Origin of the sequence: Kitasatospora sp. NPDC097605, assembly GCF_040302725.1 — a bacterium.
Lineage (GTDB): Bacteria > Actinomycetota > Actinomycetes > Streptomycetales > Streptomycetaceae > Kitasatospora.
On record NZ_JBEOSF010000001.1, the window covers coordinates 443,924 to 458,139 of the forward strand.

Below are 14,216 nucleotides of genomic sequence, written 5' to 3' on the forward strand. Positions count from 1 at the left end.
TGATTCAACAACGGGCTAAACATAGCCAGTTGGGAGAACAGTGCGTGTCTGGCTACAACCTTGTCGACGAACCGTGGCTGACGGTGCGGCCTGTCGGCGGAGGCCCTCCCGTTGAGCTGGGAATCGCCGAGGCCCTGGCGCGGGCCCACGAGTTCGAGGGGATCGTCGTTGAGTTCTCCACCCAGCTCCCGGCTCTCCTGCGACAGGTCCTGCTGCCGGTCGTCGCCCACGCCACCGGAGCGCCCGAGACCCTTCGCGAGAAGGGCGAGCGCCTCACGCAGAACGGCGGGTTCGCCGAGGACGAGCGCAAACGCCTCCAGGTCTATCTCGACGAGCACCGGGCGAAGTTCGACCTCTTCGACCCGGCCGCCCCGTTCGCCCAGGTCGCGGGGCTGCGTACCGCGAAGGATGAGACGAAGGGTTCCGCCGCCCTCGTGGCGACGGCCGCGAGCGGCAACAACGTCCCGCTGTTCGCCAGCCGCACGGACGCGGACCCGCTCGACCTGACACCGGCCCAGGCCGCCCACTGGCTCGTGCACGCCCACTGCTGGGACACTGCGGCGATCAAGACCGGAGTCGTCGGCGACGAGGAGCACGTCAAGGCGGGCAAGACCACCGGGAACCCCACCGGCCCGCTCGGCCAGCTCGGCGTGATCGTCCCCACCGGGCGCACCCTGTACGAGACCCTCCTGCTCAACCTCCCGGTCACCCCGCCCAGCGTCCTCGGCACCCCACAGTGGACGCGAGGCCCACACGGCCCGTCCTGGACGGCGCGCGCAGCCGAGGGCCTGCTCGACCTGTGGACGTGGCAGGCCCGGCGGATCCGTCTCATCCCGCACCAGAACGACGCCGGGCAGCCGAGAGTCGCACGGGTGGTCATCAGCGCCGGCGACCGCCTCACGCGGCTGCCCGAGCAGGAGCCGCACACCGCTTGGACGTTCACCGCCCCCGTCAAGAAGTCCGCCTCGGCCCTGCCCGAGCGTCGGCCGCGCCGCCACACCCAGGGCAAGGCCGCCTGGCGTGGCCTGGACGCCCTCCTCGCCCCCACCCGTCAGAGTGCCGACGGGGCCTTCGAGACCAGTGTCCTGCTCGATGAGGTCAGTGGACTGCAGGAGAGCGGCAAGCTCGGCGTCGACTACCCGCTGCAGGTCGAGACCTTCGGCATGGTCTACGGCACCCAGTCCGCCGTCGTCGAGGACGTCATCCACGACGCGATCCCCCTGCCGCTGCTGGCCCTCCACCAGGACAGCGAAGCCCACCTCCTCCTCCTGGACGCGGCCGAGCAGGCGGAACTCCTTGCGAGGGCCGTCAACAACCTTTCCGCGGACCTGCGCCGAGCCGCCGGCACCGACCCCATCCCCTGGGACAAGGGTCAGCGCCCCGGCGACCTCCTCCTGCACACCCTCGATCCCCTGGTGCGCCGCCTGCTCGCCGGCGTGCGCGACGCCGGCGACGACGAGGAGATTCTGGAGCGGGGCCGGCTCGCCTGGGAGCAAGTCGCCCACCGTCATGTGTGGGAGGCGGCGAACACGCTCCTGCTGGCCGCACCCGCCACCACGTTCGGCGGCCGGACGCTCGACCCGCCCGGTAAATCGGGTAAGGCACAGACCTACCGGCTCGGCACGGCCGGCGCCAACTTCCGGCGCCAGGTCGACGAGATCCTCCCCCGCCACGCCGATGCCGTCCGGCAGGCCGCTGCCGCCCGGGAAGCCGAGACCGGACCCGACCTCAACCCCGAACCCGCCCCTGGAGCGGACTTTGACTACTGAGCACACCACCGCCCGCAAGAGGCGCCGGTACTGGGACGACTTCACCGCCCCGGACCACACCTGGCGCACCGATCCCCGCACCAAGCAGCCACGCCGACCCCCCGGCGAGGACCTCGCCGCCATGCGATCCGGCCTCGGACGGCCCGCCATGGACAGCCCCAGGATGTGGCCGCTCTACAGCTGTGACGTCGACGACCGTCTCGCACTGCGCGACGAGGTCTCCGACGAACAGAAGGCCGAACACGCAGCCCTGGCCCTCTACGGCCTGCACCAGCAGAGCCAGGCCACACCGATGCACCGAAGCGGCGTCAAACTCGGCGAGGCCCTGCGGGCCCTGCGCCGCAGCGGCAAGTTCAGCGAAGAAGCCCTCGACACCCGGGTCGCCCAACTCGCGGGCGCCACCAGCGTGTCCGCACTGCTGGTCCACCTGCGCGGCCTGATCACCCAACTGCGCACCGTCGGGCAGCCCCTGGACTACAACCACCTGATGGCCGACATCCAGGCCTGGCACCACACCGACCGGCGCCCGCAGGTCCGCCTCAAGTGGGCCGTCGGCTACCAGGCGTGGAAGGACAAGGCACCCACCGACTGACCCCGCCCGCCCGCCTCCCAGCTGCCCGTACCGCCATCCCCGAGGAGAAGCGCATGACCGACCGCCTCTACATCGACGTGCACATCCTGCAGACCGTCCCCCCGGCCAACCTCAACCGGGACGACAACGGCAACCCCAAGGAGGCCTACTTCGGCGGCAAGCGCCGCTCCCGCGTCTCCTCCCAGGCCTGGAAGCGCGCCACACGCCTGCACTTCGCCGAGAGCCGCGACCGGCAGGACCTCGCCACCCGAACCAAGCGGATCGCCTCCCAGCTCGCCAAAGGCATTGCCGAACGCACCCCCGTCTCGGCGGAGGACGCCCAGCGGATCGCCGACGCCCTGATCAAGGCCACCGGGATCTCCGCGGGCAAGAAGGAAGGCGACACCGCCTACCTCCTCTTCTACGGGCGCCGCCAGCTGGACGGAATCGTCGACCTGGTCGCCGACACCGCCACCGACCTCGCCGCCCTCGACGCCAAAGCCCTGGAGGAGGCCGTCAAGGCCCTGCCGGTCAAGGAACAGCTGCAGAGCGGCCACCCCGCCGACGTCGCCCTCTTCGGCCGCATGGTCGCCGACATCCCCAGCCTGAACGTCGACGCCGCCACCCAGGTCGCCCACGCCCTCTCCACCCACGCGGCCGAACTCGAATTTGACTACTACACGGCCGTCGACGACGAGAACACCGCCGACGAGACCGGCGCCGGAATGATCGGCACCATCGGCTTCAACTCCGCCACCCTCTACCGCTACGCCACCATCGGCCTGCACCAGCTGCGCGACAACCTCGGCGACGACAAGGCGGCCATCGACGCTGTCGACCTCTTCGTCGACTCCTTCGCCCGCTCCATGCCCACCGGCTACGGCAACTCCTTCGCCCACCGCACCCGCCCCAGCCTGGTAGCCGTCGTCGTCCGCGCCGACCAGCCCGTGAACCTCGTCTCCGCCTATGAGAACCCCGTCCCGGCGAGCCAGGGCATCGTCGCCGAGTCCGCGCGCCGCCTCGCAGGGGAGTTCGCCACCGCCACCGATCAGTGGGGCGACGAGCCGCTGTACGTCGGCATCTGTCACACCCTCGGCCCCGGCACCGACAGTGACGGGACGGGGCGGGAGTTGGCGGACGCGTTCGGGGCGAACCGTACCTTCACCGAACTGCGTGACGGCCTGCGCGCCGCCCTCACCGAACGGGTGAACGGCAACTGATGCCCACCGACCCCACACCCGGTCCCGCCCCCGCCGCGGACCGGCAGGACGAGGCGCAGGCGGTCCTCGTCCTGCGCCTGGCCGGCCCGCTCCAGTCCTGGGGCGACCGCAGCGCCTTCAACCGCCGCGACAGCCGGCCCCAGCCGACCAAGTCCGGCGTCGTCGGCCTGCTCGCCGCCGCCGCGGGCCGACCGCGCGAAGCGGACATCACCGACCTCGTCGGCCTTCGCCTGGGTGTGCGCATCGACCAGCCCGGCACCCTGCTTCGCGACTACCACACCGTCAGCGACTACCGCGGCCGTCCGCTGCCGCAGGCCGGCGTCAACGCCAAAGGCCTGCAGAAGCCGACCTCCCCGGCCAAGGAAACCCACGTCACCCACCGCTACTACCTCCAGGACGCGATGTTCGTCGCCGCCGTCCAGGGCCCTGCGGCGCTTGTCACGGCGCTCGCCGAGGCGATCCGCCGCCCCGCCTTCCCGCTCGCGCTCGGCCGGCGCTCGTGCGTCCCGACCCAGCCGATCGTCCTCGGCGAGATGCGCGACGCCGCCCTGGAGGACGTCCTGGCCGCGGAGCCCTGGCAGGCGGGCGCGCCTGCCAGGGACGCCTACCGGCGGCGGGCCGAACGGGGTCCGGAGCCGTTCTCGCCGCACCGGATCGACCTGGCGGCGACCTTCGACGACCCAGCGGGCGAGGACACCCTCCAAGACGTCCCGCGCACCTTCGCACCCCGCGAACGCGGCTTCTCCACCCGGCGGATCCGCCACGAATGGCTCAGCGTCCCCACCGGCTTCGCCCCGTCCACCACGACCACGCACCCGGCCACCGACGCCGGCGGCCACGACCCGTTCGCCCTGCTGGGCTGGTGACCTTCATGACCTACCTCTCCCGCGTCCGCATCAACCCCCTGCGCGCCGCCAGCCGCAACCTGCTCGCCAACCCCCGAGCCCTGCACGGCGCCGTCCTGGCCGGCATCCCCGACACCGCCCCCGGCGACCGGACCCTGTGGCGCCTGGACGCCGACCACCCGCGTCGCCCCATGCTGCTCGTCCTCACCCCCTCCAAACCGGACTGGACCCACCTCGTCGAACAGGCCGGATGGCCCGACGCCGAAGGCGAGCACTACGCCGTCCGCGACTACAGCCCACTGCTCGCCCAGCTCGCCGTCGGCCGGGAGTTCGCCTTCCGCCTCAAGGCCAGCCCCATCCAGAACACCGCCAAGCCGGACAAGGCGAGCCCGCACCGCACCAAGACCGAAGCCGAACTGCGCCACCGCTCCTACCGCATGGCCCACCGCACGGCCGCCCAGCAGCTCACCTGGTTCCTCGACCGCACCACCCGCTGGGGCTTCACGGTTCCCGAGGCGCGCAGCGATCGGCCGGCACCGGGCCTCGAACCGCCGGCCGCGGACACCCCGGCGGACGTGCGGCCCGCCCGGGAGGTGAGGATCACCGACCGCAGCCGCAGCAGCTTCACCAAGCCGGGCACCCGCACCCCCGTCACCCTCACCACCGCCACCTTCGAGGGCCACCTGCGGATCGCCGACCCCGACCTGCTGCAGGCCGCCCTCCTCGGCGGCATCGGCCCGTCCAAGGCCTACGGGTGCGGCCTGCTCACCCTCGCCCCGCTCCAGGCAGGGGCACGCTGACCGGTGGCCGACATCTGGTGGAAAGCCCACCCCCACGACCTGCACCGCCTCGCTGACCGCGTCTCCAGCGTCTACGTCGAGCGCAGCCACATCGACCGCGACGAGAACGCCGTCGTCGTCATCAACAAACGCGAGACCGTGCGCGTCCCCGCCGCCATGGTCGCCGTCATGCTTCTCGGCCCCGGCACCCGAATCACCCACGGCGCCGTCAACCTCCTCGCCGACTCCGGCACCACGGTGTGCTGGGTCGGCGAACAGGGCGTACGCATGTACGCGGCAGGGCTCGGCCCCAGCCGCGGAGCCGCGCTCCTCAACCGGCAGGCGTGGCTGGTCAGCCGCACCAAGGAACGCCTCGCCGTCGCCCGGACCATGTACCGCATGCGGTTCCCGGGCGAGGACGTGAGCGCGGCCACCATGCAGCAGCTGCGCGGCCGCGAGGGAGCCCGCATCCGCAAGCTCTACCAGGCCGAGGCGCGCCGCACCGGCGTCCCCTGGAACGGCCGCGTCTACAAGGCCGGCGATGCCCACGCCGCGGGCGACGACCTGAACCGCCTCCTGTCGGCGGCCAATGCCGCGCTCTACGGCATCTGCCACGCCGTCATCACCGGCCTGGGAGCCAGTCCCGGCCTCGGCTTCGTCCACACCGGGCTGGCCACCTCGTTCGTCCTCGACATCGCCGATCTCTACAAGGCCGAGTACACCATCCCCCTCGCCTTCGACCTCGCCAAGCAGGGCCACACCGAGGAACGCGATGCCCGCTTGGGCCTGCGCGACCGCATCGCCCAGGACAAGCTGCTCGGCCGCATCGTCCAGGACGTCAAGACCCTCCTCAGCCCGGAGGGCACCGACATGCCCGACGTCGAGGCCAACGAACTCTGGGACGAACGCGTCGGAACCGTCCAGGGCGGCGTGAACTGGGCGGGCAGCGAGGGAGTGCCGGTGGTGCCCGGTGTCTCCGACCCGGGCATGGGTGACGAACACCTCGCCATCATCGGCCCGGAGTTCACCGAGGACACGAGCAGCCCATGACCGTCATCATCCTCATCGCTGCCCCCGAAGGCCTACGCGGACACCTCACCCGCTGGATGGTCGAGGTCAACGCCGGCGTCTTCGTCGGTACCCCCAGCCGTCGCATCCGCGACCGCCTCTGGGACCTCCTCGCCACCCGTATCGGTGACGGCCAGGCCGTCCTCGTCGAACCCGCCACCAACGAACAAGGCTGGACCGTCCGCACCGCCGGCAAGGACCGCTGGAAGCCCGTCGACTTCGACGGACTGATTCTCTCAGCCCGATCCCGCCGATAGACCCGCAGGTCACGAAGTGTCGGCCCCGCGCTCGCGGGGGTTGCTCCGGGACACCACCCGCCACGAGAGCGACGTGCTGGTCGGCCCCGCGCTCGCGGGGGTTGCTCCTGGCCGTGCCCGACGATCACCGCACTCGACGGGTCGGCCCCGCGCTCGCGGGGGTTGCTCCCCGCCGTCGCTCCGAGAAGGCGGCCTGGCGCCGTCGGCCCCGCGCTCGCGGGGGTTGCTCCGCGATGGCGAAGCAGGTGACCACGGCGAGCTTGTCGGCCCCGCGCTCGCGGGGGTTGCTCGCCCTTCGAGGTGCTGATCGAGAAGATCAACCTGTCGGCCCCGCGCTCGCGGGGGTTGCTCAACTCGAACCGCTCCGCTCGCGCATCTCCTCCAGTCGGCCCCGCGCTCGCGGGGGTTGCTCCTGCCCCCGTACGCGCCGGCACCGGCGCCCGCCGTCGGCCCCGCGCTCGCGGGGGTTGCTCCCACGTCGACCCGGCGCCGAGCCTCGCGCCGGCGTCGGCCCCGCGCTCGCGGGGGTTGCTCCCACGGGACCATGACGTCGCGGACCATCCTGTAGTCGGCCCCGCGCTCGCGGGGGTTGCTCCTCGACCTCCCGGGGTGTGCGGATGGTGACTGTGTCGGCCCCGCGCTTGCGGGGGTTGCTCCTCCTCTGGGGTGGTCCCCAGCGCGGTGGCGAGGCCGGCCCCGCCCTCGCGGGGATGGCTTCTCCTCGATCTCGTCTGACTGCCCTGGCCGACCGGGCTTGACGCCGGTCACCGGCGGCGTAGCATCTGCTCAGGCTCGTCATGCATGCGCTGGCGCTACGTTCGTGGCGCCGGTGCTGATGGGGCTCGACCCCAACCTGGCGATCATGATGTCCGGCGTCGCGACCGTCATCTTCCTGCTGGCCACCCGCGGCCGGGTGCCCAGCTACCTCGGCTGCTCGCTCTCCTTCGTCGGCGTGGCCGCGGTGATCCGGGCCCAGGGCGGCACCAGCGCGACGGTCACCGGCGCGGTGTTCGTGGTCGGCGTGGCGCTGTTCCTGGTGGGCGTGGCGGTCCAGCGGTTCGGGGCGAGGATCATCCACGCCGCCATGCCGCCGATCGTCACCGGCGCCGTCGTCATGCTGATCGGCTTCAACCTGGCGCCGGTCACCGCCTCCACCTACTGGCCGCAGGACCAGTGGACGGCGCTGCTGGTGATGCTCTTCACCGGCCTGGCCGTGGTGTGCCTGCGCGGCTTCTGGTCGCGGGTGGCGATCTTCCTCGGCCTGCTCTTCGGCTACGGCATCTCCTGGCTGTTCGACCGGGTCTTCGGCAGGATCCACTCGGTGGACGGCAGCGGACAGCTCACCGACCACTGGCGCCTGGACCTGTCGGGCGTCGGCCAGGCGGACTGGGTCGGCCTGCCCGACTTCCACGGCCCTTCCTTCCAGTGGTCCGCGATCCTGGTCGCGCTGCCCGTGGTGATCGCGCTGGTCGCGGAGAACGCCGGGCACGTCAAGGCCGTGGGCGAGATGACCGGTGACAACCTGGACGACAAGCTCGGCACCGCGATCTCGGCGGACGGCGTCGGCTCGATGCTCTCCACCGCGCTCGGCGGCCCGCCGAACACCACCTACTCCGAGAACATCGGCGTCATGGCCGCCACCCGGGTCTACTCCACCGCCGCCTACTGGGCCGCGGCCGGCTTCGCGCTGCTGTTCGGCATCTGCCCGAAGTTCGGCGCCGTCGTCGCCGCGATCCCCGGCGGGGTGCTCGGCGGCATCACCGTCATCCTGTACGGCATGATCGGCCTGCTCGGCGCGCAGATCTGGACCAGGTCCGGGGTGGACCTGCGCAACCCGCTGAACCTGGTGCCGGCCGCCGCGGGCATCATCATCGGCATCGGCAACGTCACCCTGAAGTTCACCGACACCTTCAGCCTCAGCGGCATCGCGCTGGGCACCCTGGTCGTCATCACCGGCTACCACGTACTGCGGGCGCTCGCCCCCGCGCACCTGAAGGCCCAGGAGCCGCTGCTGGACGAGGGCACCTCCTCCTACGACATGGGCGCCGAGGGCCCGGGGGAGCCGGGCGAGCGGCCCGCCCGCTAGCGGAGAGCGCCGGCCGGAGAGGTGCCCGAAAGGGCTCTCTCCGGCCGGTTCGCTTGGCCTGACCGGACGTCAGGTGGTCGAATCGCGTCCTACGTCCCACGAGGCCACTCACCCACGGGGAGAAGCATGTCCCTTCCGTCCCGCCACCGCAGGAGCGCCGTCGGCGCCGTCGCCGCCACCGCGCTCGCGCTCTCCTGCGGCTGGGCCACCGCCGGCAGCTCCGCCGCCGAGGCCGGCCAGGTCCTGTGGACCCCGAGCACCAGCACGGGCCCGTCCTCCTTCACCGCGGTCCAGTGCGCCACGGGGAACTTCGGTGTCGTCAACGACCCCGTCAAGGGCAGCGTCTGGCGGGCGTTCCAGGCCGCCGGGGAGGAGCGCTGCGAGACGCTCGGCCCCGACCTCAAGGAGGGCGACACCTTCTACCTCGGCTGGTCGTCCAAGGTCGACATCAAGGACACCAACAGCCGCTACGTCTTCCAGCTGAAGTGTTCGCCGAGCACCGGCACGGCCAACCACCCGATCGAGATCGACGCGACCACCGGGCGCATCCGCCTCCAGGAGTGGGACACCGCCCACGTCGCGCACACGCTCTGGACCGCGCCGACCGCCAACAACCAGTGGCACTCCTACGCGCTGAAGATCCGCCTGGGCCGCACCGACGGCACCATCGACTTCTGGTTCGACGGCGTGAAGCAGACCTTCACCACCGGCTCGGGCACCTTCACGGGCACCACCTGGGACGGAACCCGCAACTACCTCAAGTGGGGCTCCTACCACCTCTCCACCGGCGACGCCTCGAACACCTTCACCAGCCCGGTGATGGCGACCACCCTGGAGACGGCCACCGCCGGCTCGTGAGTGCCCGGCGCCGGCGCCGTTCCCCGAACCGCCCGGGTGCCGTACCGTGCCGGACATGGCGAACCCCTCCTCCCGGCACGACGTCGTGATCGTCGGCGGCGGCCACAACGGCCTGGTGGCGGCGGCGTACCTGGCCCGCGCCGGGTACCGGGTGCTGCTGCTCGAACGGCTCACCCGGCTCGGCGGCGCCGCGGTGTCGGCCCCGGCGTTCGCCGGCGTGGACGCCCGGCTGTCGCGCTACTCCTACCTGGTGAGCCTGCTGCCGCGGAAGGTGGTGCGCGAGCTCGGGCTGCGCCTGGAGCTGCGGCGGCGCCGGATCGCCTCCTACACCCCCGCCGTCCGGGACGGCAGGCCCACCGGGCTGCTGGTGGACGCGGCCGACGCCGGCCGCACCCGGGCCTCGTTCCGGGCGCTGACCGGCGCGGACCACGAATGGGAGGCCTGGCGGCGCTTCTACGCGATGACCGGGAACGTCGCCGAGCGGGTCTTCCCGACCCTCACCGAACCGTTGCCCGCCCGGGCGGAGCTGCGCCGGCGGGTCGGCGACGACGCGGCCTGGTCGGCCCTGTTCGAACGGCCGCTGGGCGAGACCGTCGAGCGGACCTTCGCCGACGACCTGGTGCGCGGCGTGGTGCTGACGGACGCGCTGATCGGCACCTTCACCCACGCCCACGACCCGTCGCTGCGGCAGAACCGCTGCTTCCTCTACCACGTGATCGGCAACGGCACCGGCGACTGGGACGTCCCGGTCGGCGGCATGGGCGCGGTGACCGACGCCCTCGCCCGGGCGGCCCGGGCGGCCGGCGCCGAGCTGCGCACCGGCTGCGAGGTCACCGCCGTCGCCACCGACGGCACCGGGGACGCCGAGGTGACCTACCGCCACCGGGACGGCGAGACCACGGCGGCGGCCCACCGGGTCCTGGTCAACGCCGCCCCGGCGGTCCTGGCCCGGCTGCTGGGGGAGGAGCCCGGGCCCGCGCCGGAGGGCGCCCAGCTGAAGGTCAACATGGTGCTGCGCCGGCTGCCGCGGCTGCGGGACCCCGCCGTCGACCCGCGCGAGGCCTTCGCCGGCACCTTCCACATCGCCGAGGGCTACCGGCAGCTGGAGACCGCGTACACCGAGGCGGCGGCCGGGCGGATCCCCGCCGCGCCGCCCTCGGAGATCTACTGCCACTCGCTGACCGACCCGTCGGTCCTGGGACCGGAGGCCGTCCGGCAGGGCCGGCAGACCCTCACCCTGTTCGGCCTGCACCTGCCCGCCCGGCTCTTCGCCGACCCGGCCGCCAAGGAGCGCGCCCTGGCGGCGAGCCTGGCCCAGCTCGACGCCGTGCTGGCCGAGCCGATCGCCGACTGCCTGGCCGTGGACGCCGACGGTCGGCCCTGCCTGGAGGCGAAGACCCCGCTCGACCTGGAACGGGAGATCGGCCTGCCGGGCGGTCACATCTTCCACCGCGACCTCGCGTTCCCGTACGCCACGGCGGAGCCGCACGGCGCCGCCGCCCGCTGGGGCGTGGCGACGGCGCACCCGAACGTCCTGCTCTGCGGCGCGGGAGCGATCCGCGGCGGCGGCGTCAGCGGAATCCCCGGCCACAACGCGGCGCGCGCCGTCCTGGAGGACTTCGCCGGCTAGCCGCCGGCCGAACTGACCGGGGGCCCGCAGGCCCGGTCAGACGTGCAGCTGGGCGGCGAGCTTCTCGGCCAGCGTGCGCAGGGGCTCCCCGGTGAGCGCCGCGTCGGGGGAGGGCGCCTCGGTGCCCTGGCTGACCAGCAGCGCGAGGTCGCCCGTGCCCGCGACCGCGAGCCGGGCGATGGCGACCGACCCGCGGCCGGGCGCCGTCTTCGCCAGGCCGGGGGCGGGCTGCTCGGCGGAGACGGTGACCACCTGTTCGGTCGTCAGGTCGCCGGCCTGCTGGATGTAGGGCAGGGCCAGGTTGACCGCGATCCCCTCGGCGGGGGCGGCGACCACGCCGATCTCCACCGGGGTCCCACCGGCGTTGTAGGAGCACCACACCTGGACGCTCTCGGGACGCGCGGGCAGCGTCGCCCGGGCCGGGCCGGGCGTGCTGCCGGTCGGACCCGGCAGGGCCTTCCCGGGCGGGACGACCTCGGCCCGCACCGGCCGTCCCGTACCGGTGCCCGGGGTGACCGGGCGCTCCATCCCGGCGGCCTTCAGCGCGCCGGCCAGGTCCAGGCCGAACGGGCAGGAGGGATCCGGACCGAGCCCCTGCACCGTCGACTTCAGCCTGGCGAAGGAGGGCTTCCCGCCGTCGGCCGCGGCGGTCGCGCCGTCCGACGACGAGCAGGCGGCCGTCCCGAGCAGGAGCCCGGCCAGGAGCACCGGGGCGAGCGCGGACTTGCGGTCAGTTGTCATCCGATCAGCCTACGGTCCCCCGGCACGCCCCCACCTTCGCCCGGGTGTTCGGTGACGGCCGCGGCACCACGCCGGCCGCGGCCGCCGTGGTGCCGCCCGCGGCGGTTCAGCAGCCCGGTCCTTCCCCCGGGCGGGTGTCGTGGGTGATGTCCTCCCCGGCGCTGCGGCAGGTACTGCAGGTGTGCCAGTGCGGCCGCAGCCCCGGCCGGTCGGGGTGGTCGGTCCGCTGCGGAGCGAGCGTCATGTCGGAGGTGTCCATGCCGCACAGGGTCCGGGGGCCGCAGGCGCCCGAGGCCTCCGTGCGGGCGCTGTGCGCACGGCGCACCGGGATCGAGGGCTCGGCGGGGGCGTGGCCGGGGCCGAGGAGCCGGATGTTGGTCGGAGTGTCAGGTTCCAGTACGACGACGATGTCCATCTCCTCAACGTGGGCGCAGGACCGGCCCGCCGCCACCCGCACGACGGCATCCGGACCAACCCGGTGCCGGCTCCGGTGCCGCCGGTGCCGCCGGACGGGTGGATTGCGCGGGCGGCGACGCGCGGCGGCGCCCGGCCCGCCCGGAGGAGCCGAATACTCCCGCCGTGTGGCGGCCGCCCGGGGGCCGCCCGGACGAGGGGAGAGACCTTGATGCACCGTCACGGCGCGGCCCGGCGGCCCGGTCATCGGACGGCGCCGCGCGGTACCGCGCCCCTGCTGGCCGGTCCCCTGCTGGCCGGTCTGCTGCTGACCGGCCTCCCGCTGGCCGGGTGCACCACCGCCGCGGGCACCGCCCCCGTCGCCGCCCCCAGCCCCTCCGGGAGCCCGAGCGCCCCGTCCGTCCCGGCCGCCGAGCCACCGGCGCAGCCGGCGCCCCAGCTGACCGAGCAACAGGTGAACTCCGCCGTGGCCCGGATCGACGACTACGTGCAGACCGCCATGGCCACCACGGGCGTCCCGGGCGTGGCCCTGGCCGTGGTGTACCGGGACCGGGTCGTCCACGCGAAGGGCTTCGGCGTCCGGCAGCTCGGCCTGCCCGACCCGGTGGACCCGGACACGGTCTTCCAGCTCGCCTCGCTCTCCAAGCCGATCGCCTCCACCGTGGTCGCCGGCGCGGTCGGCCGGAAGGCGGTGAAGTGGGACGACCCGGTCTCCGCCCACGACCCGGGCTTCGCGCTGGCCGACCCCTGGGTGAGCGGCCATCTGACGATCGCGGACCTCTTCTCCCACCGCAGCGGCCTGCCGGACCACGCCGGCGACCTGCTGGGGGACCTCGGCTACCAGCGCGACTACATCCTCCAGCACCTGCGCGACCAGCCGCTCGCCCCCTTCCGGGCGAGCTACGCCTATACCAACTACGGCCTCACCGAGGCGGCGGTGGCCGTGGCGGCCGCCACGGGGACGGCCTGGGAGGACCTCGCGGCGGACGTCCTCTACAAGCCGCTGGGGATGGCCGCCACGAGCTCGCTGCGCGCCGCCTACGACGGCGCGGCGAACAAGGCGGTGCCGCACGTGCGGACCGACGCCGGCTGGCAGGTCAGCGCCACCGAGAACCCCGACCCGCAGTCGCCGGCCGGCGGGGTGAGCTCCTCCGTGCAGGACCTCGCCCGGTGGATGCGGCTGCAGCTCGCCGACGGGGTCTTCGAGGGGCGGCAGGTCGTCGACGCGGCCGCCCTGAACGACACCCGGGTGCCGCGGATCGTCGCCGGGCTGCCGAAGGCGCCCGCGGGCAGCGCGACCTTCTACGGCCTCGGCTGGAACGTCAACCAGGACGCCCGGGGCCGGCTGCGGCTCAACCACTCCGGCGCCTTCGACCTGGGCGCGGCGACCGTGGTGACCCTGCTGCCGTCCGAGCAGCTCGGGATCGTGGTGCTGACCAACGGTCAGCCGATCGGCGTCCCGGAGGCGGTGGCGGAGGAGTTCTTCGACCTCGCCCAGGAGGGCCGGGAGACCGTCGACTGGCTGGGTTTCATGGGCAAGGTCGTGCCCGCCGCCGCGCAGGCCGGCGTCTCGCCGACCGATTACGGCCGTCCGCCGGTCGACGCGGCTCCGGCCCAGCCGGACGCGGCGTACATCGGCACCTACGGCAACGGCTACTACGGCCCGCTGACCGTCAACGCCCGGGAGGGCGGACTGGTGATGAGCCTGGGGCCGGACGACCTGGAGTTCCCGCTCCAGCACTACGACGGCGACGTCTTCAGCTTCCGGACCCGGGGCGAGAACGCGGTCGGCCTCTCCGGTGTGACGTTCTCGGTGGGCGCCGATGGCCGGGCCTCCACCCTCGTCGTCGAGCAGTTCGACCACGAGGGCCTCGGGACGTTCATTCCGATCTTGACCTGAAGTCGGCTTCCGGCCCCGGTGCTCACCGGCCGCCGGAGACGTCCAGGAACGCGCCCGTGGTGTACGAGGAGGCCGGCG

12 protein-coding genes, 1 pseudogene and 1 CRISPR repeat array are annotated in these 14,216 nt (G+C 73.3%); of the genes and pseudogenes, 11 read left to right on the forward strand and 2 right to left on the reverse strand.

Annotated elements, in window-relative coordinates:
- The first annotated feature begins 44 nt into the window (after positions 1–44).
- From casA to ABTX81_RS02070, 10 genes and pseudogenes are all read left to right on the forward strand, one after another.
- Positions 45–1,769: a type I-E CRISPR-associated protein Cse1/CasA gene (gene casA, locus ABTX81_RS02025; RefSeq protein ID WP_350540964.1), complete on the forward strand. Its 1,725-nt coding sequence runs from the start codon at positions 45–47 to the stop codon at positions 1,767–1,769.
- Positions 1,759–2,361, forward strand: a complete 603-nt coding sequence (gene casB, locus ABTX81_RS02030; RefSeq protein WP_350540965.1) for a type I-E CRISPR-associated protein Cse2/CasB — start codon at positions 1,759–1,761, stop codon at positions 2,359–2,361. Before casA ends, casB begins: the two co-directional genes overlap by 11 nt.
- A 53-nt stretch (positions 2,362–2,414) precedes the next feature.
- Positions 2,415–3,560, forward strand: a complete 1,146-nt coding sequence (gene cas7e / locus ABTX81_RS02035; protein WP_350540966.1) for a type I-E CRISPR-associated protein Cas7/Cse4/CasC — start codon at positions 2,415–2,417, stop codon at positions 3,558–3,560.
- A complete protein-coding gene (gene cas5e / locus ABTX81_RS02040; RefSeq protein ID WP_350540967.1) occupies positions 3,560–4,426 on the forward strand; it encodes a type I-E CRISPR-associated protein Cas5/CasD in 867 nt (288 codons plus the stop codon). Before cas7e ends, cas5e begins: the two co-directional genes overlap by 1 nt.
- A gap of 5 nt (positions 4,427–4,431) precedes the next feature.
- Complete coding sequence (cas6e, locus tag ABTX81_RS02045) at positions 4,432–5,205, forward strand: type I-E CRISPR-associated protein Cas6/Cse3/CasE (RefSeq protein ID WP_350540968.1); 774 nt, start codon at positions 4,432–4,434, stop codon at positions 5,203–5,205.
- A 3-nt stretch (positions 5,206–5,208) separates the two neighbouring features.
- Positions 5,209–6,234 carry a type I-E CRISPR-associated endonuclease Cas1e gene (gene cas1e / locus ABTX81_RS02050; RefSeq protein WP_350540969.1) on the forward strand — a complete coding sequence of 342 codons (1,026 nt, stop codon included), beginning with the start codon at positions 5,209–5,211 and terminating at the stop codon, positions 6,232–6,234.
- Positions 6,231–6,509, forward strand: coding sequence for a type I-E CRISPR-associated endoribonuclease Cas2e (gene cas2e, locus ABTX81_RS02055; protein WP_331744407.1), 279 nt, complete (start codon positions 6,231–6,233; stop codon positions 6,507–6,509). Before cas1e ends, cas2e begins: the two co-directional genes overlap by 4 nt.
- 18 nt (positions 6,510–6,527) lie before the next feature.
- Positions 6,528–7,227: a CRISPR direct-repeat array (repeat unit 29 nt; unit sequence GTCGGCCCCGCGCTCGCGGGGGTTGCTCC).
- A gap of 72 nt (positions 7,228–7,299) precedes the next feature.
- A pseudogene (locus tag ABTX81_RS02060) lies at positions 7,300–8,595 on the forward strand (uracil-xanthine permease family protein); the annotation flags it as partial.
- Positions 8,596–8,721: 126 nt separating this feature from the next.
- Positions 8,722–9,453: a polysaccharide lyase family protein gene (locus ABTX81_RS02065; protein ID WP_350540971.1), complete on the forward strand. Its 732-nt coding sequence runs from the start codon at positions 8,722–8,724 to the stop codon at positions 9,451–9,453.
- Between the two features lie 55 nt (positions 9,454–9,508).
- Entirely contained in the window at positions 9,509–11,083 is a 1,575-nt protein-coding gene (locus ABTX81_RS02070; RefSeq protein WP_350540972.1) for a phytoene desaturase family protein, read from the forward strand.
- A gap of 36 nt (positions 11,084–11,119) precedes the next feature.
- On the opposite strand, the gene ABTX81_RS02075 is transcribed toward ABTX81_RS02070, so the two are convergent.
- Positions 11,120–11,824, reverse strand: a complete 705-nt coding sequence (locus ABTX81_RS02075; RefSeq protein WP_350540973.1) for a hypothetical protein — start codon at positions 11,822–11,824, stop codon at positions 11,120–11,122.
- 106 nt (positions 11,825–11,930) lie between these two features.
- Positions 11,931–12,239, reverse strand: coding sequence for a hypothetical protein (locus tag ABTX81_RS02080; RefSeq protein ID WP_350540974.1), 309 nt, complete (start codon positions 12,237–12,239; stop codon positions 11,931–11,933).
- A gap of 210 nt (positions 12,240–12,449) precedes the next feature.
- Here ABTX81_RS02080 and ABTX81_RS02085 point away from each other — a divergent pair, with 210 nt between their 5' ends.
- Complete coding sequence (locus ABTX81_RS02085) at positions 12,450–14,138, forward strand: serine hydrolase (RefSeq protein WP_350540975.1); 1,689 nt, start codon at positions 12,450–12,452, stop codon at positions 14,136–14,138.
- The last annotated feature ends 78 nt before the right edge of the window (positions 14,139–14,216 follow it).